Annotated in this window: 15 protein-coding genes; 5 read left to right on the plus strand and 10 right to left on the minus strand. The window is 60.3% G+C overall.

Translation table 11 applies throughout. From position 1 onward, the window contains the following. Positions 1 to 500: 500 nt before the first annotated feature. Positions 501 to 3,596, plus strand: coding sequence for a cadherin-like beta sandwich domain-containing protein (locus tag SAZ10_RS25250; protein WP_318612157.1), 3,096 nt, complete (start codon positions 501 to 503; stop codon positions 3,594 to 3,596). Positions 3,597 to 3,706: 110 nt separating this feature from the next. Here the strand turns inward: SAZ10_RS25250 and SAZ10_RS25255 are convergent, their stop codons facing one another. The 4 genes from SAZ10_RS25255 to SAZ10_RS25270 all read right to left on the minus strand — a co-directional run bounded on the left by SAZ10_RS25255 (position 3,707) and on the right by SAZ10_RS25270 (position 8,481). Continuing rightward, entirely contained in the window at positions 3,707 to 4,651 is a 945-nt protein-coding gene (locus tag SAZ10_RS25255) for an ABC transporter permease (protein WP_318612158.1), read from the minus strand. Then, on the minus strand, positions 4,648 to 5,703 hold the full coding sequence (locus tag SAZ10_RS25260; protein ID WP_318612159.1) for an ABC transporter permease: 1,056 nt from the start codon (positions 5,701 to 5,703) through the stop codon (positions 4,648 to 4,650). Before SAZ10_RS25260 ends, SAZ10_RS25255 begins: the two co-directional genes overlap by 4 nt. Beyond that, positions 5,703 to 7,193: an ABC transporter ATP-binding protein gene (locus SAZ10_RS25265; RefSeq protein ID WP_318612179.1), complete on the minus strand. Its 1,491-nt coding sequence runs from the start codon at positions 7,191 to 7,193 to the stop codon at positions 5,703 to 5,705. Before SAZ10_RS25265 ends, SAZ10_RS25260 begins: the two co-directional genes overlap by 1 nt. Positions 7,194 to 7,458: 265 nt before the next feature. Beyond that, entirely contained in the window at positions 7,459 to 8,481 is a 1,023-nt protein-coding gene (locus tag SAZ10_RS25270) for a BMP family protein (RefSeq protein ID WP_318612160.1), read from the minus strand. 199 nt (positions 8,482 to 8,680) lie between these two features. Between SAZ10_RS25270 and SAZ10_RS25275 the strand changes: the two genes are divergently transcribed. Next, complete coding sequence (locus SAZ10_RS25275; RefSeq protein WP_318612161.1) at positions 8,681 to 12,031, plus strand: AAA family ATPase; 3,351 nt, start codon at positions 8,681 to 8,683, stop codon at positions 12,029 to 12,031. Positions 12,032 to 12,059: 28 nt separating this feature from the next. On the opposite strand, the gene SAZ10_RS25280 is transcribed toward SAZ10_RS25275, so the two are convergent. From SAZ10_RS25280 to SAZ10_RS25305, 6 genes are all read right to left on the minus strand, one after another. After that, positions 12,060 to 14,135 (minus strand): hypothetical protein, encoded by a 2,076-nt coding sequence (locus SAZ10_RS25280; RefSeq protein WP_318612162.1) that lies wholly within the window; start codon positions 14,133 to 14,135, stop codon positions 12,060 to 12,062. 208 nt (positions 14,136 to 14,343) lie between these two features. Then, positions 14,344 to 15,372, minus strand: coding sequence for a polyprenyl synthetase family protein (locus SAZ10_RS25285; protein WP_318612163.1), 1,029 nt, complete (start codon positions 15,370 to 15,372; stop codon positions 14,344 to 14,346). Between the two features lie 13 nt (positions 15,373 to 15,385). Further along, on the minus strand, positions 15,386 to 17,332 hold the full coding sequence (locus tag SAZ10_RS25290) for an FAD-dependent oxidoreductase (protein WP_318612164.1): 1,947 nt from the start codon (positions 17,330 to 17,332) through the stop codon (positions 15,386 to 15,388). Positions 17,333 to 17,375: 43 nt separating this feature from the next. After that, on the minus strand, positions 17,376 to 17,819 hold the full coding sequence (locus SAZ10_RS25295; RefSeq protein ID WP_318612165.1) for a hypothetical protein: 444 nt from the start codon (positions 17,817 to 17,819) through the stop codon (positions 17,376 to 17,378). A gap of 40 nt (positions 17,820 to 17,859) precedes the next feature. Continuing rightward, positions 17,860 to 18,783: an encapsulin gene (locus SAZ10_RS25300; RefSeq protein WP_318612166.1), complete on the minus strand. Its 924-nt coding sequence runs from the start codon at positions 18,781 to 18,783 to the stop codon at positions 17,860 to 17,862. A 497-nt stretch (positions 18,784 to 19,280) separates the two neighbouring features. Next, on the minus strand, positions 19,281 to 20,069 hold the full coding sequence (locus SAZ10_RS25305) for a DUF3237 domain-containing protein (protein WP_318612167.1): 789 nt from the start codon (positions 20,067 to 20,069) through the stop codon (positions 19,281 to 19,283). A 310-nt stretch (positions 20,070 to 20,379) separates the two neighbouring features. Here SAZ10_RS25305 and SAZ10_RS25310 point away from each other — a divergent pair, with 310 nt between their 5' ends. From SAZ10_RS25310 to SAZ10_RS25320, 3 genes are all read left to right on the plus strand, one after another. Then, positions 20,380 to 22,254: a TPR end-of-group domain-containing protein gene (locus tag SAZ10_RS25310; RefSeq protein ID WP_318612168.1), complete on the plus strand. Its 1,875-nt coding sequence runs from the start codon at positions 20,380 to 20,382 to the stop codon at positions 22,252 to 22,254. Positions 22,255 to 22,369: 115 nt separating this feature from the next. Continuing rightward, positions 22,370 to 23,722, plus strand: a complete 1,353-nt coding sequence (locus tag SAZ10_RS25315) for a hypothetical protein (protein WP_318612169.1) — start codon at positions 22,370 to 22,372, stop codon at positions 23,720 to 23,722. A 629-nt stretch (positions 23,723 to 24,351) separates the two neighbouring features. Further along, positions 24,352 to 24,714 (plus strand): hypothetical protein, encoded by a 363-nt coding sequence (locus tag SAZ10_RS25320; protein ID WP_318612170.1) that lies wholly within the window; start codon positions 24,352 to 24,354, stop codon positions 24,712 to 24,714. Positions 24,715 to 24,900: the final 186 nt, after the last annotated feature.

A 24,900-nucleotide genomic window follows, 5' to 3' on the forward strand; every position in this document is an offset into this window, starting at 1 on the left:
CGTTTTTCATGGGGAGAGGGTGAGGGGCAGCGCCAACCTAGAAGCAGAAGGCGCTAGGTGAGGCCGCTAACTCGCTTCCTGCTACCTAATCTGGCCATTGTGCAAAAAGCATATCTTGTTAAATAGATTTGTAGAATCAAATCCCGTCCTCTATTGATCCGGCCCTCATATCCTGGCGAGGGGGCAAGATGGGCAGCCGGCAGCTGCGCCGTTGGGGCGTGGATTCCATCAGGCAGACTTGGACAGTGCTTCTTGCACTGCTGGCCGCTTTGGTCGTGCAGCTGTTGCCGGTTGTAGGTGCGACCGCGCAAGGCGCTCCTGTCGTCACATCGGTTTTTGTTCCAGCCAACGGATATTACACAGCTGGCCAATCTCTGACTTTCAGCGTCCAATTCAGCGAGAATGTAACGGTGGATACCAGTGGAGGTACGCCGCGCATTCCGCTGACAATCGGAAGCACGACCCATTATTTGAATTATAAGGGAGGAAGCGGCTCCGCCTTGCTTTCCTTCGAATACACCGTTCAGCCGGGTGACATGGATTTCGACGGGGTTCAACTCGGAAGCGCAATCGAGTTGAACGGCAGCACTATTCAAAACGCCGTGAATGAACCGGCAAATCCCGCGCTCAATAACGTCGGCAATTTGAGTGGCGTCATGGTGAACACGGCAGTACCGACCGTCATCACCGCTGTCGTGGGCAATCCACCGTCCAATTCTACCGCAGTCACGTTCCGGATCGTGTTCTCGGAGCCTGTAACGGGTCTGACGCTGACCGATTTGATATTGTCCGCGGCAGGAACTGTCAAAGGTACGCTGTCTAGCCTCCAGACAGCGGACAACATCACCTACACTGTTCTTGCTTCAAACATTTCGGGAACGGGAACGCTCCGCCTGGATGTCCCCGCAAATTCAGCTCAAAACAGCGGCGGCAACGGCAACCTGGCTTCCAGTGGAACGGCGTGGACTGCTGGTCCTTCTTCCAATGCCGATCTTTCGCAACTGCAGCCTGGCGCAGGAACGCTCAGTCCCGCGTTCGCTTCCAATGTCCTGAGCTATTCGATCTCGGTGGCGAACAGCGTGGCCGATATCGCCTTTACGCCGACTGCCTCGGAGCCGAACGCCAGAATTGCCGTCAACGGGTCTCCTGTCGCTTCCGGAACCGCCAGTTCGGCCATAGCCTTGCCCGTGGGTACCACTACGATCAGAGTCGTCGTCACCGCGCAGGACGGAGCAACCACGCGGACATACGAGGTAACGGTCACGCGGGCCGCTTCCGCGGTTGCCGAACTCTCGAGCCTGGTTCCGAGTGAGGGAACACTCGACCCGGCATTCAGTCCGGCCAGATTTGCTTACGATGTCGTGGTCGGCAATCAGGTCGATCGCATCACCTTCACGCCTACGGCTTCCGTCGCGACGGCGAGGATTGCCGTCAATGGCGCCGCGGTTTCTTCCGGGGCGGCTAGTGCCCCGATTGCTCTCTCGGTTGGAGCAAACCAAATTTCTATTGTCGTCACGGCGCAGGACGGAACAACCACGCAGACATATGAGGTGACGGTGACGCGGGGCGCTTCTGCCATTGCAGAACTCGCGAGCCTGGTTCCGAGTAGCGGCAGACTCGAGCCTGCATTCACCCCGGCCAGATTCGCTTACGACATCAGTGTCGGCAATCAGGTCGATAGCATCACCTTCACGCCGACGGTTTCCGTCGCGACGGCGAGGATTGCCGTCAATGGCGCCGCGGTTTCTTCGGGGGCGGCTAGTGCCCCGATTGCTCTCTCGGTTGGAGCAAACCAAGTTTCTATTGTCGTCACGGCGCAGGACGGAACAACCACGCAGACATATGAGGTGACGGTGACGCGGGCCGCTTCTGCCATTGCAGAACTCGCGAGCCTGGTTCCGAGTAGCGGCACACTCGAGCCTGCATTCACCCCGGCCAGATTCGCTTACGACATCAGTGTCGGCAATCAGGTCGATAGCATCACCTTCACGCCGACGGTTTCCGTCCCGACGGCGACGGTTGCCGTAAAGGGCGCCGCTGTCTCTTCCGGGGCGGCGAGTGCCCCGATAGCTCTCTCCGTTGGAGCAAACCAGGTTCCGATTGTGGTGACCGCGCAGGATGGAACGACCACCCAGACCTACACCGTCACGGTAACCCGATCGAAGCCCGCTCTTGCCGCGGCCTCCAGAACCATCCAGGTGCTGGCCGGAACAACAGTGATGGTCGACCTGACGGAAGGCGCTTCCGGCGGGCCGTTTACGACGGCAGCGGTCACGCTGCTGCCCAGCTCCGATTCTGGAACCGTCCATCTCGATGCGCAGCAAAAGCAGCTGAGTTTCGATGCGAGCGCGACATTCGCGGGTTCGGCGGCAGTCCGGTTCACTCTGTCAAATGCATTCGGTACCTCTGCCCCTGCCACCATCACCTTCAGCGTCATTGCACGACCTGATCCGTCCAAGGATCCCGAAGTCGTTGGACTGCTGCGAGCTCAGATCGACGCAGCGAAGCGCTTTGCCCAGTATCAGACACGCAATTTCAACAATCGCCTGGAGCAACTGCACAACGAAGGCGACCGACGTCGGAATTCCCTGGATATCCGTCTTGGCTATCGCCCGTCGGACAGCGATGGCAACCGCGCTGACTACCACCCCCAACCAGACCAGTCCGACGGCAGCATGCCAAGCCTGCTTGGCTACGCTTCCGACACGAACATATCGTCGATGCGGCATCCGCAATCGAAAGATTCGACCTCGCCGATCCAAGGACCCGATCTAGGTCGTTTTGCGATCTGGTCAGGAGGCTTTGTCGATTTCGCCCAGCGCGACAATGGACATCTGGATATCGACTCGACGGCTGTCGGCGTAAGCGCTGGCTTTGACTACAGGTTCTCGGACCGGCTCGTCGCCGGGTTTGGCATTGGCTACGGGCGCGACAGGAGCGATGTCGGCGACAACGGTACCACGAACCGCGCCACCGCATATAGTGCGGCAATCTATGGCTCTTACAAACCGATTGACAATGTGTTCCTCGACGGTCTCATCGGCGGGAGCTGGCTCGATTTCGATTCAGAGCGCTATGTTACCGCCAATAGCGGTTTCGCCTCCGGCGAACGAGACGGCCGGCAAATCTTCGGCTCACTTACCGCCGCCTACGAGTTTCGGAATACCCGTTGGCTGGTTTCCCCTTATGGACGTTTCGAGCTGTCTCGGTCCTTCCTCGACAGCTTCACCGAGGATGGCGGCGGCATCTATGGGCTGGCTTACGGCAACCAGACTGTCGACACCGCAGCTGGAGTTCTCGGCATCCGTGCGAGCTATGCCATCAAGATGGACTGGGGCACCCTGACACCCGGTGTGCGGGCGGAATTCACTCATGACTTCGCGGGTTCGAGTCACGTCCAGCTTGGTTACATGGACATCGGCAGTCTTCCCTATGTAGTCGATGCCGATTCCGCCGGCGCCGATTACGCCACGCTCGGCTTGTCGATGGATGCCGCCTTGCTCAACGATTGGTCTATCGGAGTGGAGTATAGGACGGCTTTGGGCAGCGGCAGGCAGGATCATGCGCTCGGCTTGAAGGTCGGGACGCGGTTCTAGAGCGGATAAATCAGGGCTGCCGCTCTATCTGTTTGTTTTGCCGCATTTGTGCAACGCCAAGTGATGCCACTTGGCTGCAAAATGCTCAAGCCTACCCGACCCGGTCGTTCCTACCGCTCCTCCCTCCGGAACGGCTTCAGTAACGCCGCCGGTGCGACCGCATTGCGCGAGATCAGTGCCATGGCGACGATCGTCAGCACAAAGGGCAGGACGAGAAACGCCTGATAGGGGATATGCCCAAGCCCGCTCGCCTGGAGCCGCAACTGGAGCGCGTCGATCGCGGCGAAGAGCAGCGCGGCACCCGCACAACGCCAAGGGTCCCATCGGCCGAATACGACCAGCGCGATCGCCACCCAGCCGCGCCCGGAGATCACACCGAAGGTGAAGGCGTTGAACTGCGCCATCGAAAGGAAGGCGCCGGCGATGCCCATCAGCGCGCCGCCGAGAACCACCGCCTGGAAGCGGATCCTGATGACGCTGACGCCCGCCGAGTCGGCAGCGCGCGGGTTTTCGCCCGCCATGCGCAGCGCCAGCCCCCAAGGCGTGCGGTAGAGCACGAAGGCAGCAAGCGGCACGGCGAGGATAGCTATGTAGACCAGCGTGAACTGATTGAAGATCACCGGCCCCAGCACAGGTATCTGCGAAAGCAGCGGGATCGGCACGGTAGCGAAGCCGGTGATGCTCGGCGGCGTCGCCTGCTGGCCGAAGATCAGGCGGAACAGGAAGAAGGCAAGGCCGGTCGAGAAGAGCGTCAGTCCTATGCCGGCGACATGCTGGCTCAAGCCCAGCGCAACCGTCAGCACGGCATGCAGGAAGCCCAGCAAAGCTCCCGTAGCGGCCGCCGCGGCGATCCCCACCCAAAGGCTGCCGGAATAGTAAGCCGCGGAAAAGCCGGTCATCGCCGAGATCAGCATGATGCCCTCGATACCGAGATTGAGCACGCCCGAGCGCTCAGAGAACATTTCGCCGAGGGTCGCAAATATCAGCGGCGTCGCGATCCTCACGATTGCGGCGAGAAAGCCGACCTGCAGGATTTGGTCGAGGACTGCGATCATGCGGCAGCTCCGATGCGCCTGATGCGATAGCTGGTGAAGAGGAGCGCGACCAGCATGGCGAGCAGCGTGGTGCCTTGCAGCACGTCCGCCAGGAAAACCGGCACGCCGGTGGCGCGCGACATCGCCTCCGCTCCCGTCATGACTATGGCGAAAAAGACGGCCGCCGGGACGACGCCGAGCGGGTTGAGCCTTGCCAGCATCGCGATCACGATGCCGCTGTAGCCGAAGCCCGGCGAAAGATCGCTCATTACCTGGAAATGCACGCCGCCGACCTCGCCGACGCCGGCCAGGCCTGCGAGCCCGCCGGAGATCAGGGCCGTGAGCACGATCACTCTGCCGACCGCGATGCCGCCGTAGCGCGCAGCTTGGGCATTCTCGCCGGTGACACGGATCTTGAAGCCAAGCGTGGTGCGCGACATCAGGAGCCAGACCAGGCCGGCCGCGACGAAAGCGGCGAGCACGCCGAGATGCAGCCGCGTACCTTCGATCAGCCGCGGCAGGCCGGCCGAATCTTCGATCGGCGGCGAGATCGGATAGCCGCTGAACGGGTCCTTCCACGGCCCCTCGATCAACGCCATGACAGCGAAAAAGACGACGGAGTTGAGGAGCAGCGAGCTGACGACATCGTCGACCTTAAGATTGACCCTGAGCAGAGCCGGCACGAGCGCCACCAGCCCGCCCGCTGCCGCGCCGCCGAGCGCCATGAGCAGCATCGCGAGCGGTCCCGGCATCGGGAATGCACCTATGAAGGCTGCGGCCACGGCGCCCGCCATCAATTGTCCTTCTGCGCCGATGTTCCAGAACTTCGCGCGGAAGGCGACCGCGACCGCGAGCCCGGTGAAGATCATGGGCGCGGCCTTCACCAAGGTCTCTGTAATGTTGAGCTCTGACCCGAGCGCGCTGCCGATCATGATGCCATAGGCCTCGAACACGTTCGCGCCGGCAATCGCAATCAGGCCGCTGCAGAGCGCCAACGCCAGTGCGATGGCGAGCAAGGGCAGAGTCAAATTCAGCCATGGCGCGGAGGCGGTGCGCGGTTCGAGCTTCCACATCACGCCGCTTCCTTGATCCCGCTCATCAGCAGGCCGATCCGCTCGACCGACGCTTCGGCCGCGTCGAGCACGCCGGCGATCTGTCCCTCATACATCACGGCGATACGATCGGAGAGCACCAGCAACTCCTCCAAATCCTCGCTGATCACGACGAGCCCGCAGCCTTTCGAACGCAGCGCCAGGAACTTCTCGTGCACGAAGCGCGCCGCCCCGACATCGAGGCCGCGCGTCGGCTGTGCCGCCACCAGAACGGTCGGGTCAAAGGCGAGCTCGCGTGCGAGCAGTGCCTTCTGCAGGTTGCCGCCCGAGAGCGAGCCGGTACGAGCCGCCGGCCCGGGGCAGCGTATGTCGAAGTCCCGTATCTGTTCTTCGGCAAAAGCGAGAATCGCGTCCGGCCTCACGATCCCGCCGCGGCTGAACTTCGGGTCACCGATGCGCGGCAGCACCATCGAATCGGCGAGCGGCAGCGTGGTGACGAGGCCTTCGGTCATGCGGTCCTCGGGGATTCGGCCAACACCGAGTGCCATCATGTCGTTCGGCGTGAAGCGCCTGACCTCCTTGCCGCGCACCTCGACGCGTCCCTCGCGAGGGACAAGCGTCCCGGCGATCACGCTGGCCAGCGCCTTCTGTCCGTTGCCGGAAACCCCGGCGATACCGACGATCTCGCAGCTCCTGACCGAGAGGCTCGCCCGGCGCAGTGGCATGCCGGCGTGCCCCGCCGTCGAGACGTGGTCGAGCATAAGCACGACCTCGCCTTTCTGCGTCTGCGGGCGCAGCGGCGAAGTGATCTCGTGGCCGCACATCAGCCGCGCCATCTCGGCCGCGCTGCTTGCGTTCGGGTCAGACACTTCTCCGGCAACCTGCCCGCGACGCAGCACCACGCAACGATGGGTGAGCGCGCGCACCTCATTGAGTTTGTGCGAGATGAAGATGATACCGAAGCCCTGCGTCGCCATCGCCCGCAATGCCGCGAAGAGGCCGTCCACTTCCGCCGGCGTCAGCACCGCAGTCGGCTCATCGAGGATCAGGATCCGCGCGCCGCGGAACAGCGCCTTGACGATCTCCAGCCGCTGCTGCTCGCCGACCGAAAGCGACGAGACCGGCTGGTCCGGGTCGAGCGCGAGCCCGAACTCCTTCTCGATCCTCGTCAATCCGGCGATTGCGCCGGCGCGGTCGAGCCTGCCGTTCTTGCCGGGCAGGCCGACCAGGAGGTTGTCGACCACGCTGAGCCGCGGCGCGAGGTGGAAATGCTGGTGCACCATGCCGATGCCGGCAGCGAGCGCGTCGGCGGCCGAGGCGATGCGCAGTTCCTTGCCTTCGACAGCAATCGTTCCGCGATCGGCCTGGTAGACGCCGAACAGGATATTCATCAGCGTCGTCTTGCCGGCGCCGTTTTCGCCGAGCAGCCCCAGGATCTCGCCGCGGCCAAGCGTCAGGTCGATATCCTGATTGGCGCTGACACTGCCGAAGCTCTTCGAGATGCCGCGCATTTCGATGAGGGGCTGCGGGGAGGACGTTTCCAACGTTGTACCTACAAGCTGACGATCTGCGGTATGGGCGCTCTACGTCGCCCCCCTCTGTCCTGCCGGACATCTCCCCCACAAGGGGGGAGATTGGCTGTCATCAACGGCTTCGCCAATCTCCAAACGTTAGCGATTGGCGAAACAAAAGCGGCCGTCCAATCTCCCCCCTTGTGGGGGAGATGGCCGGCAGGCCAGAGGGGGGCGCGAAGGGCGCCACACTCATAACAACCACTCAATCCGACACCGGCGTGGCCTCATCCACATCGACACGGAATTCGCCGGACAGGATTTCGTCCTTCTTGCGCTGGACCATCTCCTTCACTTCAATCGGCAGCTTGTGCTCGAATTCATGATAGGGAGCGAGGTCGGAGCCGCCCTTGGCCATGCGCGAGAAGTCGCCATAGTCCTGCGCGGTGAAGACGCCTGCCTTGACCAGTTTGATCGCTTGCTGGACGGTCGGATACATGTCCCAGACCGGACCGGTGATCACCGTGTCGGGGGCGAGGCTCGACTGGTCGGACATGTTGGAGATCGCGTAAACCTTGCGCTCCGCCGCAGCCTCGATGACGCCAAAGCGCTCGGCATAGATCACGTCCACGCCCGCGTCGATCTGGGCGATAGCCGCTTCCTTGGCCTTGGGCGGGTCGAAGAAGGAGCCGATAAAGGTCACCTTCGTCTTGACGGCGTTGTTGGCCGTCTTGGCGCCCGCGAAGAAGGCGTTGACCAGCCGGTTGACCTCGGGAATGCCCATTGCCGCGACAGCGCCGACGACGTTGGACTTCGTCATCTTGCCGGCGATCAGGCCGGACAAGTAGGCTGGCTCGTGGATCCAGTTGTCGAACACGCCGAAATTTGGTTCCGCCGGCCCGGCGCCCGAACCGAACAGGAAGGCGACGTTTGGGAATTCCTTGGCGGTGCGGCGCGATTCGCGCTCGGCAGCGAAGGCATCGCCCATGATCAGCTCGTAGCCGCCGCTCGCATATTCGCGCATTACGCGGCCGAAATCGGCCGCTTGAACCTTCTCCGACCATTTGTACTCGATACCGAGCTCCTGCTCTGCTTTCTGCAGGGCGACATGGATCTGGTGATCCCACGGCTCCTCGATCGGGGTCGCGAAGATCGCGGCGACCTTGACGTTCTTGTCCTGGGCTAGAGCCATGCGCGGCAATGTCGCCGCGATGAGGCCCATGCCGCCGAGCCTGATCACGTCGCGGCGCGTGACGGGCGCGGCGAACCTCCAGTTTCCCTTGGTCATGGTGATTGTCCCTCTGATTGAAGCTGAACCGGAAGGCGGCCGCAGGTTCTTGCGCCTCCGTACGCCCCCAATCGCAGGCAGTGTGGCCAGCGCGGGGAAGTTTGTCCAGACGTGGCGTCTTCGACCGTGAGCAGTCCGTTGGCAACCCTCTCACGCCGGAGTATAAAGTTTGTTGGCGGTCCGGGCACGAGGGAGGAGCGTGACCGATTTAAGGAGCTGGCTAAGATCGGTCGGCCTCGAGAAGTACGCCGACGTATTCCGCGACCACGGGATCACGCTTGAGATTCTACCCGACCTCACGGGGGCGGATATCGATCTGCTCGAGCTTCCTACTGGGCCGCGGCTCCAGCTGGAGGTGGCTATCCGGAAGCTTGGTGGCCCGGCTCGGACAAAACCGCCCGTTGCGAACTCCGAGCGACGCCAGCTCACTGTGATGTTCTGCGATCTGGTGGGCTCCACGCCACTGTCCGAGCGCCTCGATCCTGAAGAATTACGCGAGCTCATCGAGGCCTATCGCAAGGTGGGTGACGAGGTGGTGGCGCGCTACGAGGGAACATTTGGGCGGTACGTGGGCGATGGGCTGCTGGTCTATTTCGGCTGGCCCGCTCACGAGGATGATGCCGAGCGCGCCGTGCGCGCTGCCCTGGAGATGGTGCATGCGGTGAAAGCGATCCACGCCGATCCGCCGCTTGAAGTTCACATCGGTGTGGCCACCGGACCAACCGTGGTCGGCGCGGAGTCTCAATTTGAAGCGTTCGGCAGGACCCTTAATCTGGCTGTTCGGCTCCAGGGCCTGGCCGGCCACGATGAGGTTGTCATTTCAAACGATACACGGCGGCTGGTCGGCGAGACGTTCGACCTGGAAGACCTGGGCGAACACCCGCTCAAGGGCATTGAGGTACCCGAGCGGGCATGGCGGGTGAACCGGATCGGCGACGCGGCAAGCCGATTCGAAGCCAGCCACGGCGAACGGCTCACCCCCCTGGTAGATCGCCAGAACGAGATTGAATTGTTGCTCAATCGCCGCCAACTGGCGAGCAAAGGCAATGGCAAGGTGGTGTTGCTTTCGGGTGAGCCCGGTATCGGCAAGAGCCGGGTCCTGCGCGAGTTGCGGATGCGTCTCGAGGCGAAAAATGTGCGGACATTACGCTTTCAGTGCTCACCCTATCACACCAACAGTGCCCTTTGGCCGTTTGTCGACAATTTCGAGCAGGCGCTGAAATTTGCATCGGAGCAAACGCCCGAGTCCAAGCTGCGCAGGCTCGAGAACCACATCATCGAAGAATATGGGCGACCGCGAAAGCATGCGCAAAACGATGTCCGCTTGATCGCCTCAATACTGTCTATCCCGTGCGAAGGTCCCTACAAGCCGCTCACCAAGACCCCGCAAAAGCAAAAGGACGACACGTTGCGGACCTTGGTCGAGCTCGTCGCGGCGGCCGCACGTAAGAGACCTAGCGTGGTGCTGTTCGAAGACCTGCATTGGGCCGACCATACAACACTGGAATTGCTGGACTTGCTGGTCGATCGGGTGAAGAGCCTCAAGCTACTGATGGTGCTCACCCATCGACCAGAGTTTCAAAACCGCTGGGCAAGTCACGACCATGTCGAAACTGTCGACCTCACTAACCTCACCCCTGCGCAAAGCTGTGAAATGGTGTCAACGCTTGCCGGAAACAAAAAACTACCCAAAAAGGTGGTAGAGAAAATCCTGACCAAGACCGACGGGCTGCCGCTGTTCGTCGAAGAGCTGACCAAGTCGATACTGGAATCGGGCCAGCTCACGGACACGAGCGATCATAACGGCTACGCGGGCGCTTTCGGCGGCCGCAGGATCCCAGACACCTTGCAAGACTGGCTTATGGCGCGGCTGGATCGGTACATGCCGGCAAAGAAGATCGCGCAAATCGGTGCGGCCATCGGGCGGGAGTTTAGCTACGAGCTAATCTCCGTTCTGGCGCCGCCGTCAATGGCTGATCTGGACGACATGCTGGAGCACCTGACAGCTTCAGGCCTGGTGTTCCGAAGGGGGACTGTGCCGCAGTGCACCTATTCCTTCAAGCATGCCTTGGTGCAGGACGCCGCCTATGAATCGCTGCTTAAGCGCGAACGGCGACAATGGCATGCCGATATTGCACATGCACTGACGATCGACAAAAAGTTCTCGAATATCAAGGACACCGAGCCAGAGATACTCGCCCGTCACTACACGGAGGCGGGCCTTTTCGAGCAGGCTGCGGAGTACTGGCGCAAAGCCGGTCGGAATGCTCAAGGCAGGTGGGCGTTGGAAGAGGCGATTGCACACTTCAAAAAAGGTCTGGACGCGATCGGACGACTGCCGGCGTCGAAGTTGCGAGACGGATTGGAGCTGGAGTGCCGGGTCGAACTGAGCACCGTCTGGGAAGCCTACAGAGGTTGGCCGACGCCGGAGCTTGAGAAGGCGCTAAAGCCCGCCCTGCCGCTTGCCCAAGCTGCCCGACAGCAAAAGCCGGAGCACCTGGCGCGCACGCTGTGGGGGTTGTGGGTGCAGCAGATGTCCGTTGGCCCCGTAGCGGAATCCCTGAAATGGGCAAAACAGCTTTTGCGAGCAGGCCAGAAGACTGAACACGAGGAATTGCTGCTGGTAGGCCATATGGCGATGATGGTGACCAACTTCTGGCTGGGCAATCCCCGTGTGGTGAAGCAACACGCGGACGAAATCCTGAGGCTCTACGATCGAGATCGTCACGCACACATCGTAAAGCTGATGAATCACGACCCCAAGACCCTCGCGGGGATTTACCTGTCGCAGGTGCTTTGGATCCTGGGCTACCCGAAGCGAGCCGCGGATATCGTGAGAGATCGTGACGATCACGCCCGTCTTATCAATCATCCTTTCGACACCGCGTTCGCGCTTACGCTGGGCGCTTGGGTTTTTCATTACCGTCGGGAACCGGGGAAGCAGGACGCGCGCAAGGCGGAAGTGCAGAGGCTGGCGCGGGACGCCGGCTTGCCTTTCATCTCGGAGGTACTTGCGCCCTTCCTCAGCACAGGCATCAGCCTTGCTCAGCAGGGGCATTACCGGAAGGGTATCGAAGATATGCAACGGGGCATCCTAGCCTGGGAAGCCGCCGGAGCGAAAACCGTCACTCCCTATATCCGGTCTAGGCTCGGTGAAGCGCTTGCGCTTAGCGGCGACGTCGATGCCGGCTTGGCGGAGGTCGATGCCATGCTCGAGCAGATCGATCGGCCCGGCTGGAAAGAGCGCAGCCATCTTCCGGAAATCCTGCGCCTCAAAGGCTGGATGCAGGAGCGTAAGGGTGATCTCGCCGGCGCTCAGCGCAGTTACCGCGCTTCCATCCGATGGGCGCGCAAGCAAGAGGCCAAGTCCTGGGAGCTGCGAACCGCGACCAGCCTTGCACGCCTTTGGCAAAAACAGGGTAAGGAAAAGGAAGCCTACGATCTGCTCGCGCCGATCTACGGCTGGTTCGAAGAAGGCTTCGATACGAAGGATCTCATCGAAGCCAAAGCACTGCTTGCTGAATTGGCCGCAAGCCGTGGGCTTCGTTGATGGAGACACTCGCCTCGGGTGACCGACGCTACGGCACGCCCGTAACTACGCCACGCACATTGGGAATGTAGCCAAGCAGCTGCGGCTTGAAGCCCCACCGGATCAAGATCCCGCCTTCTTCGGAGCGCGAATCGAAGGTGACGGCATTCGGTTCCAGGTGCTGCAGCCGAGGGAGGACGTCGGTCCGCCATTGCCAGGTCACGATCGGTGCAGTGCCGATGCGTGCCACACCGGGGTAAACGTATTCGGTTCCAGCAGGAAAGGTGCGAAACGGAATGCCCGCGGTCGCGCCTGCCCTCGCCACTTCGGAGAGGCAGGCGCCGGGATCATCGGCAATGACGAAGTCGACTTTCGCCACTGCGTTTCCAGCGCCGTCTTGGACGGAGAACAAGCGCCGCTTCCCCTCGCGCGTGATGTGGATCGTGCCGGGACGCTTGTCGGTGCCCATCCGCTCGCGTCCCACCTCGATCGCGACCCGGGTCGAATCGAGGAGCCGCACATAGAACAACGCCGTTCGGCTCTCCCACAGCCTTCTATCAGGATCGAACGCGCCGTCGAACATCGGCAGTACGCTGGATGCTCCATTCTGGTCAGCCGTGAAGCAGGCTCGGTCTGTCGGAGTACCATCCGGTACGGCGGCGACGATAATGAAGGCGGCGTCGTACGGCCGCAGCGAAGTGTCCCTGAGCTGATGCGACCAGAACATGGCAACTGCAGATTCGCGCCCATCCACATGCCTCATCGTCAGCGGCTTGTACCCACTGCCCGCCAAATCGCTGCATACCTCCGCGATGTTGGGGCATTCACCGTAGAGTTGCGCCATCTCTCCGTTGTAGTACTGAACTTCGTTCAGGACGATCGTCCCGCTCGCGGTTCTATAGGTCTTGCCCGTAATCGGATATCTGTCGAAGATCGGCTCGTAACGCTGATTGTCGACATCGTCCGGCAGCGGAGCAAACGCCTCCAAGGTCAGCTTGCTTTTCGCCTCGCGGGTCAGTTCCTGCTGAAACCTGGCGAGCACCTCGTTGACGTCCTCCGAGCGATGCGGAATCTGCAAAAGCCGGATGGCGTCCGAATTTCCCAATTCTCCGTCCTCGGCCAATTTGATGGCCTCCTGCATTATGCTGCTGGATCGAGTTGACGGCAGGGTCTCATTCCGCTGCAGCTGCCTGCGCAGCCCGGATACATCGCCGTGCCTGTATGCGTTGGCCTCAGGGTTCAGCACATCGGACGTGGCGGGTGGCGCAAGGGTTTGGGTGCCGGCGTTTGTCGTCGCCATGCCGACTTCGAGCGAGATGAGCGCCCGCAGGTAGTCCAGGCCCTTCATGATAAGAAGGCCCGAATAGCAGCCGGGCGCCACGTCGATTGGAACAGTTATGGATATCTCGAGATCCTTCTGCTCCTGCGGCTCCAAAGCGAGCTGCGAAGGTCGGAACTCAAGAAGCGAGTTCGGAATCCGGTGGCCCCGGCTGCCGAGCAGGTCGGTCGCCACGGGCACCAGACGCACAGGCCGGGTCTCGCCGTTGCGCAGCGTCATTGAGACGGTGGTCCGCTCGCCAGGCTTGACGGCCGCGCGTGGGCTCACCTTCGCCAGCGGTTCTGAGTGGCCGCTCGCCGGTTGATACGTCGAGAGGTCTTTGGCCGCTCCGTCTTGCAAGCTCGGCAAGAGAGCTCCGAGGCTGTTCACCAACTCATGCACCTCGTGCAGCCCCGGGTAAGTCTCGTGCGAACGAGTTCGGTGAGCAGTCACAGCATCTCTGCGAGCCTCGAGCACGCCCTTCGCCATCTCTTCGTCGAGCACTGACGCCGCCTGCGCCACGATCGAAGCCGCCGGTTCGCCAACGGTCGGGGCTGCGCTGCCGGTAGTGTCCGGCTCTGCGGCGCTGCCATGCGCGGTCGCAGGCAGCAGCGACAAAGGCCCTGTCGATTGAGAATCCGGGAACGCGATCAGCTGCCGAAGAAAGGCGTCCGCCGCGTCGAGACCCTGGCGATTGTCGCCGATCACCTTCCCCGCCTTCGCGATGATCGATCCCGCCGGATCGCCGACGGTGGCGGCTGCGCTGCTGACAGTGCTCGGCTGCCTCGAACCAGCCTGCGCAGGCATGGGCAGCAGCGACAAAGGCCCCACCGATTGAGAATACGGGAACGCGATCAGCGGTCGAAGAAAGGAGCCTGGCGTATCGAGAGCCTGGCCGGCGTCTGGCATACCGCTCGCGAGCGGTGTTTCACATGATCGTCGATGGTCTTCCACGAGCCCTCCCGTGAGCGTGCCTAATTCATCTCCACGAATTGCGCTGCCTTACGTGACCCATCTAAACGTCCCTGCTCACCATATAGGAGATGACCTGGTTCAGGAACGTCTTCTCATCCGACTCCGGGACGTCCCGGAACGCTCGGTTGAACTCGTATAGCGCGGCGCCGGCCAGCTGCCTCGTTACCTTGCGTGCGTGGTCCAGGCTTCCTCGCGATCGCATGAGCTCCAGAATCCAGCGCATGTCCTGCGCGGACCGCGCTGGGCGTGGCTCGCCAAGATAGGCGTTTATGCGAGCGGCTTCGCGTGTATCCACCTGGCGCAGCAGGTGTATCAGCATCAGCGTCCGCTTCCCCTCGAGCAGATCCCCGCCAATCTCTTTCCCGTAGCGCCGTTCATCGCCCGTGAGATTGAGAAGATCGTCCTGAATCTGGAACGCCGTGCCGAGATAGGATCCGAAGCGATTGAAACGATCCAGGTCGACGCCGTTCCTGGTACCGATAAGCGCGCCGATCCGACAGGGATGAATGAAGCTGTACCAGCATGTCTTCTTGAGGACCATCCGCAGGTAGTCCTCGTCGCTAATGTCGAGGCGGTTATCGCGCATCCAGCCAAGCTCCATCGCCTGGCCCTCGAGCGACTCCTGCATCATATGCTCGAACTCGTCGTACACCCCCGCCGTCAGCGTGTGCCCCAGGGCGGGCAGATTCTCGCGGAGTATGCGGACACTGATGGCTGTCATCATGTCGCCGGCATTGAGAGCAATGGGCACCCCTTGCTCTGAATGCAGCGTGGGGAGACCGCGTCGCAGCTCGCTTTCGTCCTCGATGTCGTCATGCACGAGGAATGCTGTATGCAGCATCTCGATGGCGGCAGCGGAGGCGAGGGCATCAGATGCATCCCCGCCAAAGGCCTGGCACGTGGCCATGCACAGCGCCGGTCGGATGCCTTTCCCCGTGCGGGTTAGATAAGAAGTCAGCGGATCATAGAGATAGCGCTGCGGCTCTCGCCGAGGCACGGCCGCAAGCAGGCGAGCGAGCGCCGTCTCGCGATAACTCGCTAATCGAGCGTGAAATGGATCGAGCGCCATCTCCTCCCGAGCCCTACTTCGGAATAATATCCACTCTGCCGGAGCTGCTGCCGCCCCCATTGCTGGTGCCTACCGCTCGCCTCAAGCCTTGTGCCTCGACCAGCCGAACCGCAAACAGACGCACCAGCCGCTCGACCAGCACGGTTGCCTCGTGCCTGAGGTCGGAAGCCACGCCCGGCTGCGCCTGACGGTCGAGAAAATGCACGACCGCCTGATAGGGCTGTGGCAAAGCTCGGTGCGCGCTCGGGAGCCCACCGCCCTCGGAGCCCTGTTCCAACGCCTGTATCGATTTCTCCACTAGTTCCGCGAACGAAAGTCCGACGCGCACCATCGCGTCATCCCACGGCAGTCCCTGCGTGAAACGAATGAGATCAAGCTCACGCCAAGGCAAGAAGATTTCGGGCTCGTTCAGGTCCCACACGCCGCAGCGGACGGCATCGGACGCGGCGGCATCGAGGATGCCGTTGACGGCTCGGCGAGCGGCTTCGTTGGCAGCCTCCATGGTCGCGAGGTCGGTGTGGGTGCGGACGTAGTCGGAAGCCAGGAACAGATTGGGGATCTGCGAAACGGCTTCCGGCCGCAGCTTCCACGTGTCGACGAGATTGACGAGCAACGGTTCCTCGTTGGCCGTCGTGCCTTCGTGGCGGCTCAGGCTCGGGTCCAGGCTGAAGCTATGAAGCTGCTCATCCCTGAGCATGACGACGTGCCCGTAGTTCACGCTCCGTTTCAGCTGCTCCCACACTTCGGCCTTGATTTCCTCGGGCGTGCAATCCTTGGCGGCTTTGCCGTTCAGGCCTGGCTGGTCCCATTCGGAGATATCGACGGAGATGATGCCCCTTACCGTGCCGTCTCCGTATGCCGAGAGACTTACATTTCGCCAGAACTGCGCCTGTGAGATAGACGTCAGCGCCCACGGGGAATCGACGTAGATGCTGTGGCCGTGTCCGAGTGGAACGTCTTCCCTCAGATAGATCTGGATGCCGTTCATCCACTCCGTGATGTCATCGAGCGTAAACAGGTTGCCCAATGCCGGGTCTGCCCCGATCATTTCTTGCGTGATCAGATCGATAACGTCTTCTACCGGCATCGCGAAGATGAAGTAGTCGCCCTCGACCGTTACGGTCGATCCGCCTCTGTCGATGGTGGCCGAGCGGATCCGCTCGCCATCGAACGACACTGCGACAGCCTTGGAGTTGACGTGATAGGCTACTCCTCGTGACTCTAGATAGCGCCGCCACGGATCAATCCAGACGTCGTTGGTCGGGCCGTTCAGCACGCGGTCGGTGCTAGGTCCGGGTGCGACAATGTCGAAGAGCAACTGGACGAAGATGTCGCCTATGGTCTTCGTGCTCGCTTTGCGGGCTTTCGCGGCGACCAGCGAGCGCGTGATCCCGTGGCCCAACAGCTTCTGGTAGGCGGGCGAGCGGTGCTCCGCGCCGATGAAGTCCCACCAGGCGATCTTCTCGTACTCTTCGTGGCGCCGTTCCCGGCATGACGTGACGATCTGCCAAACTTTGGAACCGAAGAATTTCAAGTCATCGTGGCTCAGATCGAGATCGCCGTTGAAAAAGCGGCTGACGTCTTCCAACGCGACGCGCACGTCGTTGAGCGTGCGGGGAAAGCGTGCAATCACCTCAACCGGAAACCGCCCGTACCGGGTCAATCGGCATCGAGTCGTGTCGACGAGGTTGTCGGCGACCGTTCCGGCTGGCCCATACGGGATTCGGGCCATCGTGTCGGTGACGTGACGGTAGAAACGGGGGAAAAACCGAAATCCGTGTTCGCCGGGCAGATTCTTGCGGCCGTTCTTGCCCGAGTCCTTTAAGGGGAAGCTGCGGGCCTTGCCGCCGGGAATTGGAAGGAGTTCGTAGACTTCGACATCGAAGTGCCGCTCGATCAGTTCATGAGCGGCGCTGAGGCCGGCAATGCCCCCGCCAAGGATGATGACCTTCGGGTTCACGGATCACTCGCACGTCCCTCTGTGGCTCTGACTGTAACCGACCTTACGCCGGTTTTTTTGGGTGAGCCAAGTTGGTCGCCAACTTGGCTGCATGTTCAGCCTGCTGAACCAGTGGTTTAGCATCCTGGACTGCCTGTTCAGCCGCATCTTCAGCGTCCGCGACCTGCGCTATGATATTGTTGGCCTGCGGTAGTTCGCCTGCTGCGGTCCGGGCAACTTCAGCCTCTTTTTTTGCTGTGTTGGCGGCAGTTTCTAATTTATTATACGCGTCTCCAGCCTCTTTTCCTTTCTCACTGGCCATTTTAGCTGCTTCTAAGGCGTCCGCTTCTGACGTCGCAGGTTTTCTAATCAGATCCAGTTTGCCTAATGCCACCTTACGCGCGTTTATGATCATTGTTAGCATATTCACAGCATCGTCTTTGGCCTTATTTGATCTGTCCAAAGCTTCCATTGCTTTCTTCAGGGCCGAATCAGATTTATCATTCATCTTAGCACCCGATCTTCTGCCTATTTCTTGGTGTTGAGCATTAGCCGCGTCCATATAGGGCCGCGTTTGCGTCCAACGCTAACCTTTCGGCGGCCCTTTGGGCTGCCGTAGGTCCGATCCTGAACCCCGTCACCGGCGCCTGGTTCTGATCCCTAATCCTCAAGACGAAACGCTCGTAGACCCGAAACAAGAACCTTGCCTGTCCCGTGCGCTGAAGGAACTGGACGACCGGATCCGTTCCCACAACGACGTCGATAGTATCGCCGGCCTGAGAGACAACGACGCCCGTCCCGGCGTCCATCTGTCCCGAGCGCAGCAAGAAACCCCCCTTCAACATCGGCGTAATTCTATCCGCGGGAAGGACGAGGTTTGGGGTGGGCCTATGCACTTCCTCGAAAAGCCTGTTCCCCAGAATACAGGCGAAGGGACCAGGGTTGAAACGATCTTCCAGGAGGCCAACCGCATTTACCACCTGCTCTACAACGTCGTTGCCGAGCGTGGCGGGATTGATCAGTGGGTTGAAGTTTCGCCTTGTCGGGAGATCAGCGAGTCCATCCTGCGGCTCGACGTTATTCGCCACGAATTGCGAGTCTTCCTGCCCCGAGCCGCGGTGGAACCCTGCAAATATGATGCGATCCTCTTCTTGGGCAAGAATGTTTCCCGCCCGCCGAAACAGGAGCACGGCATTCGACAGCGTCTCTTCAGCAGCCTGTTCGCTTGAGAGCTCAACGTTTGTCGTCAGATTAACAAGCTGCCGATTTACGCTAGGGTGATTGGTGATGAGGGTGAGTACGCCTCCTCCGACAATAGGCCCGAAGATTTCATTGCGCACGATCTCGGCACTGCCTGAAAGCGGTCCGTAATGCCTGAGGAACTGACTCGAGACGCTCGCTTTGGAAAAACCGTCTTTGACGGCTTCGTTCACCTTCTGCCACTGGGCATCGTCCCAATTCAATTCAGCCATCGTATGCCCCTCGAGGTGTTGGTCCCGCACAGATGCAGGACGTCGAAACGCCGGGAACTGAAGGCGCCTTCCATGATGACGGTATGGCGAACGGCATTATGCCGCCACGGCCAGGCAGTCGGAACGAAGGAATTGGTGGCCCAACCACCAAATGCTTGCTCAGGCGTGGGCGACGGTCGGCACATGCGCGCAACAGCAAAGACGATAGCGCGCCGGGAAGGGAAGCAGAGCCCAGTTCTCGCCAGGCAATTGCTTACAAATGCCGTTTGGTCGACCTTTTCCCATGCCGCCGATGACATCGAGAGCCCCGTCGACCTCCGGATCAAAGCATCGTTAAGCCCGTCAGCGGTACCCCGTCCTGTAAAGCTCCGGCATGGCACAATATACTTGTGTAGTAATGTAAGGCTAAGCTTACCACGCCCCCCTTGGCTGTGCAATGGACGCCGACGTAACGGCTTGTACAGCTAGGGATTAAATCGCCGGTCTTGCACGACAACTTAGTGGATATCTCCGATCAGCGCCGGGCCGTCCATGCGCGGCAGGCCTGATGAAGGGAGCGGCTGCCCGGCGCGGATGGCATAGATATCCAGGCGCACGATCAGGTCCGCCATAGTAGCGCGGCCCACAGCGAGGCACTGCAATCGATTGAGCCAGAGCCAATTGGGATGCGAGGTAATGAACTGCGGCGCGAGCACCAGGGGCGGTACAGGTTCAAACTCGTTGCGCACAGCGCGCTGGTATCCGTCCGGCCCCAGGTCGAAAATGCCATAGTAGCGCGAAAGGAGCAGCGCGCCATCGTCCGTCTGGTAGGTAATGCGCGATTCGGCGATACCCACGCCGTCGCGGCGCAGTACCATCCAGTCGCCGCCGCGAACCTTGCCGTTGATTTTCGGTCCATGAATCTCGCCGGATTCTATGTAGTACGTGATGTGCACGCCGTCGGGCCCGGGCCCGAACGACTCAGGCGGGTTGATGAGCTTCACGGTGAACGCGCCCAGGAACTCGGAAGCCCACTGGTAGCGCGGCACAGCTGCAGGGGCAGCCGCAGCGGTGTCAGGCGCTGCCTCTGTCAGGGGCGCCTGGATCCCGCGCGTGGAGCGAGCGGGTAGCCTTTGAACGATCAGGCCCGAGCGTTGGACCACCGGCAAATATTCAACCGTCTCGTCAGGCCCCAGTGGCGGCATCCGTACGCGGAAGCGCTGCACTTCGGTGGCAGGATCGGTGCCTTCCGGCCATGCCCTCACAGCGGGGCGTTCGCGGCCGTTCGACTTGAATTCCACGATCATCTGATTGCTCGGATGGGCTGGGAGTACCGAAAACAACAAATCCAGAGGCGATCCAGCGCTGACCTGCGAGGGTAGTGCTGCAAAGTCGAAGGGCGGGTCTGCGCGACCACGCCAGGTGGAGAGTGACGGCGTCAAACTCGTCCCGATGCAGTTGGTCCAACGAGCCTAACAATACTCCCTACGGACCTTCTCGGCCACTGGTTGATCGGCCGAAGATATTTTAGTTGTAAGGAATACGATCGTCCGGCAACATTGCTGGTAACCGGCTGAAATCGAGTAGCATTGCCACTAGCACGTTGAGGAGACGGGCATGTGCGCGGAGCATGTTGAACGTCGATTGGCGGCTATCCTGGCCGCCGACGTGGTGGGCTACAGCCGTCTGCTGGAGGCCAACGAAGAGGAGACGCTCAACGCCCTTCGTCAGCACCGCCGGGAGCTCTTCGATCCCGCCGTCGCCAAGCACGGCGGGCGTGTCCTCAAGTTGATGGGTGATGGTTTCCTGGTCGAGTTCAGCAGTGTGCTCAGCGCTGCGCGCTGCGCAGTCGAAATCCAGCGCGGTATGCTGGAGCGCAACGTCGGAATCCCGGGGGACAGGCACTTCACGTTCCGGATGGGTCTAAACCTGGGGGACATCGTCTTCGACGGGGATGATTTTCACGGGGACGGCATCAACGTGGCGGTCCGGCTACAGGGTCTTGCCGCGCCCGGCGGCATAGCCTGCTCGGCGGCGGTGCGCCACGAGGTTGGAAACAAGCTCGACCTGGGCTTTGCGGACCAGGGCGCGAAGACCGTGAAGAATATCTCCCGTCCAGTCCACGTCTATTTTGCAGATTGGGGCAATGTAGCCTCGCGTGAGGAGGTTTCAGCCGGAGCAAGCGCCCTCACGCAGGCATCACTGACCAAGCCGTCGGTTGCAATCCTGCCATTCGCCAACATCAGCAACGATCCCGGGCAGGAATTCTTCAGCGATGGCATAACCGAGGACATCATCACCGATCTGTCGAATGTCTCAGGCCTGTTTGTGCTGAGCCGCAACACCGTTTTCACGTGGAAGGGCCGGAACGAGAACCTGCAGCGCATCGCCCGGGAACTCGGGGTGGCCTATGTAGTCGAAGGCAGCGTCCGCAAAGCCGGGAACCGTGTCAGGATCAACGCCGAATTGATCGAAGCAGCCAGCGACGGCCACCTCTGGGCCGCACGCTACGACCGCGACCTCACCGACATCTTCGAAGTACAGGACGAGATCGCCAAGGCGATCGTCGAACAGCTCAAGGTCAAGCTTCTCCCGGAGGAGAAGAAGGCGATCGAGCAGGCCCCGACGGAGAGTGTGGAAGCCTATACGCACTATTTGAGGGGGCGCGAATATAGCCATCTCGCGTCGAAGGCGAACCATTTGATGGCGAGGCAAAGCTTTGCAAGAGCCATTGAACTCGATCCGAACTATGCCCGCGCTTATGCTGGCATCGCTGTCTGCGATGCGCGTCTGCGCTCCCAGTTTGGGGTGCAGATTTCGGTGGATGACATTCTCGCGAACACGGCGAAGGCACTGGCGATCGATCCCAATCTGGCGGAGGCACATGCGGCCAGGGGGTTCGCGTCAGCGGTCGCCGGCAATCGCCCCGAGGCGGTCTCTGCTTTCGAGCAGGCTTTGTCGGTCGATCCCAATTGCCACGAAGCCAATCGGTATTATGCCGAGTTTTGCGTCACCGACGGCCTTTTCGAACGAGCGGCCACATATTTCCAGCGCGCGTTGGAGATCAAGCCGGCGGACTATGGTGCGCCCACCATGCTTGTGCACGTCTTTCGCTCACTCGGCGAGATGGACAAGGCCGAAAGTTACGCACGGATCGCGATTAAGAAGGCTGAGGAAGAACTGCGGCTTCATCCGGAGAATGCCAATGTTGCATGCCTTGGAGCGACTTCGCTGGCCTTTCTTGGTGAACGCAATCGAGCGTTGGAATGGCTGGCTCGCTCCCTGGCGACCGATCCTGGAGACATCAATATCCAATACAATGCCGCCTGCACCTATGCGGTGCTTGGCGAGGTGGAGAGAGCGATCGACGTGCTGGAGGCCTGGATGCCGCAGGTCGGCATTGAAATGAGACTGTGGTTCAAAAACGATTCCGATCTCGATTCCATTCGCAGCCACCCACGCTATTCGAGGTTGGTTGAGCTTTGTGAATAACGCCCCTGCACATTTGGCGGGTAGCTTCTAGTACTATTTTGCGAGTTGCTAATAAACTGCTCGTTGGGCAGCAAAGATCAGTTTAAACAGCCCAATATGAAGTTTGGAGGGACGGATGGGCACCCGGTTCAGGCTTTTTGTACAGCCCCCATTTGAGGATGCTCGGTCTAGTCCCGAGATCATCACGATGTCATCTCCGCTGGGGAGCCTCAGAGCTGGTCCATCGGACGACCGGATGTATGTTGTGGAGCCGGTCGGCAAGACTCGTCCTTACGGCGTGAACCGCGGGCCACTGGGCACGCCCTACATTTATCTGCCGCCTTGGGCCGGAAAAATTTTTGAGCCGGCTGTCCCGGACGAGCAAGGCAATTTCGATCATTACCGGCCTTCGATGCCTGGCTTCGAAGCTGCACATGTCTTCGGCTGTGCGCGCTTCACACTGGACGTCTGGGAACACTATCTCGGCCAGCCGCTCGTCTGGCATTTTCGCGACCATTACGACCGCCTGGAAATCTCAATCCTGCCGCAATGGGACAACGCTCAGTACGGCTATGGATTCCTCGAAGTCGGGAGTCAGTTCGAGAAGGACGGACGCGTCCTTCCCTTCAGCCTGGACTTCGACGTCATCGCGCATGAAGTGGGGCACGCGATTATCTACAGCGTGCTCGGCGTGCCGAGCCCGGGGACTGAGTACCCCGAATACCTTGGCTTCCAGGAAGCTTTCTCCGATTGCGCGTCGCTGATTGCAGCCATGCATTTTCCGTCAGTTCTCGACAACGTCCTCACGGAAACGCGCGGCAATCTCTATCTCGCCAATCGCCTCGAGCGGTTCTCCGAATTTTCGCCGCATCGTCAGATACGTTCGGCCAACAATAAGCGCACTATGGCCGAGTTCGTCCATGGCTGGAAGGACGAGCACCTGCTATCGCAGCCACTCACTGGTGCGATTTTCGACATCCTCGTCGACATGTTCCACGAGAGCTTGGTGGCGCGTGGTCTGATCTCGCCTGCCGTCGAAAATCTCGCAGACATCGCGGAATTTGATCCGGCTGCCGAGGCGCGACTACAGGACGCTTTCAACTGCGCTTTCTTTCGGAACTCAGACGGATTTTTCGAGGCGCTGCTCGCTGCGCGCGATGTTGTCGGAACATACCTTGCGGAGACGCTGTGGGCCCTGGCCCCCGATTTTCTGGACTACGGCGATGTCGCGAGAACGATGCTTGCGGTTGATCAGGCCGAAAGCGGCGGTAAGTTTTCAAGGATCCTTTTCCGAAACTTCGAGCGGCGGAAGATTTTTCGATTCAGGGCGGGGCCACGTCTGAAACCACCCAACCGAAAAAGTCATGTCCATGACGCGCGAATCGCATTGCCCAAAGATCAAACTCATTTGCCGGCGATGAGCTATCTCGAACGCTATTGGGCTTTGAAGCCCCAAACATCCAATCGCCATTCACCGATCTCACTCTAAGAGGGACGACCAATGCCAACCGAAACGATCTTAAGTGTATCAGCGATACACCTGTTCGGTAGAGAGCTTGAAGATATCAGGTTGGCTGCACGCAACGATGGTGGCCGCCCACCCAGACTCGGAACCAACCGATTTATTCAGGATCAAATCGATGCTCCTGGCAGTCGCTTGGCGAGGATTTATGCGTTTGCTTTTGAGGCTCAGTTCTACGAGTTGGCCAAGCCGACGATTCTCGTCGTCCACGGGCCGGGGACTGACGTCGACTATCCCCCACCCGCGAGCACTGACCTCAAGGTCTTGGATCGAGGACCTAGTGACCCTAGTCGTACCGGGTTGGCGTCGCAGATAGGATCCTTCGCGCGTGGAATGAGCGTGTGGGTATATGATAAAAGCGCATTTTCTATGCGACTGGATGTAGAGACGGGACCGCTGGAAGATGTCCTCTTGAACGCCGAATTGATGGAGCGTGATCCGCGTGTATCCTCAAGTGGAGTTCTGTCCCGATCGGGTGGAAGCCTGTCCAGGTCCGGCGGCGTGATGTCGCGATCAGGCGGAGTCATAGTTCGCGGACGTGGCGATCTGGATTGATGCTTCTACGGAAGTGCAGCTAAGTTCGAAAGGATAATCGGATGCCAACGATTGTTAGGGTTTGGGCTCCTGACCCAGTTGTCGTCGGGAAACTGAATGATCCGAAGATGGTCGAGGTGACGGCCGGATCGCCTTGGTTTGGAGATAGTGGAAAGATGAATGTTGAGTTTGTAGAATATAAAAAGAAAAGTTCTAATAACTCCAATACAATTGTGCCCAGCGTACATGTATACAAAGATACGCTAGAAGTAACTGATACTGCTAACATGAAATTTGGTGTCGTAGCTGATAGTTCGGCAACGCCGGGAACATACAAAGTAAAGGTTATTCGAAAGGAAGACAGTGGAAATATTCACGCGATTAGTGAACCCGAGGTGGGATTAGTCATAGTAAGTGGCGATTAGCAACGAATGTGTGATCAATAAGGTGGCCAGATCTGCCGGCAGCAAATCGTGCCGAATTGGTCGACCGTGAACTATTGCGATTTCACGTTGATACGAGGCGAAGCTGAGTGCTGAAGGCAGCCAGCATCAGGCACAGCAAAAGACTGAGCCAGCGGATGAGGCGGCGGAAGTTGTAGCCGGCGGCGG

This window comes from Mesorhizobium sp. BAC0120, assembly GCF_033542235.1.
In the GTDB taxonomy this organism is placed as follows: domain Bacteria; phylum Pseudomonadota; class Alphaproteobacteria; order Rhizobiales; family Rhizobiaceae; genus JAWRCU01.

Bases quoted from the DNA above. Each gene is read 5' to 3' on its own strand.
- SAZ10_RS25255 (WP_318612158.1), bottom strand. From the start codon at position 4,651: ATGATCGCAGTCCTCGACCAAATCCTGCAGGTCGGCTTTCTCGCCGCA.
- SAZ10_RS25260 (WP_318612159.1), bottom strand. From the start codon at position 5,703: ATGTGGAAGCTCGAACCGCGCACCGCCTCCGCGCCATGGCTGAATTTG.
- SAZ10_RS25265 (WP_318612179.1), bottom strand. From the start codon at position 7,193: ATGCGCGGCATCTCGAAGAGCTTCGGCAGTGTCAGCGCCAATCAGGAT.
- SAZ10_RS25270 (WP_318612160.1), bottom strand. From the start codon at position 8,481: ATGACCAAGGGAAACTGGAGGTTCGCCGCGCCCGTCACGCGCCGCGAC.
- SAZ10_RS25280 (WP_318612162.1), bottom strand. From the start codon at position 14,135: ATGCCTGCGCAGGCTGGTTCGAGGCAGCCGAGCACTGTCAGCAGCGCA.
- SAZ10_RS25285 (WP_318612163.1), bottom strand. From the start codon at position 15,372: ATGGCGCTCGATCCATTTCACGCTCGATTAGCGAGTTATCGCGAGACG.
- SAZ10_RS25295 (WP_318612165.1), bottom strand. From the start codon at position 17,819: ATGAATGATAAATCTGATTCGGCCCTGAAGAAAGCAATGGAAGCTTTG.
- SAZ10_RS25300 (WP_318612166.1), bottom strand. From the start codon at position 18,783: ATGGCTGAATTGAATTGGGACGATGCCCAGTGGCAGAAGGTGAACGAA.
- SAZ10_RS25305 (WP_318612167.1), bottom strand. From the start codon at position 20,069: ATGATCGTGGAATTCAAGTCGAACGGCCGCGAACGCCCCGCTGTGAGG.
- SAZ10_RS25310 (WP_318612168.1), top strand. From the start codon at position 20,380: ATGTGCGCGGAGCATGTTGAACGTCGATTGGCGGCTATCCTGGCCGCC.
- SAZ10_RS25315 (WP_318612169.1), top strand. From the start codon at position 22,370: ATGGGCACCCGGTTCAGGCTTTTTGTACAGCCCCCATTTGAGGATGCT.
- SAZ10_RS25320 (WP_318612170.1), top strand. From the start codon at position 24,352: ATGCCAACGATTGTTAGGGTTTGGGCTCCTGACCCAGTTGTCGTCGGG.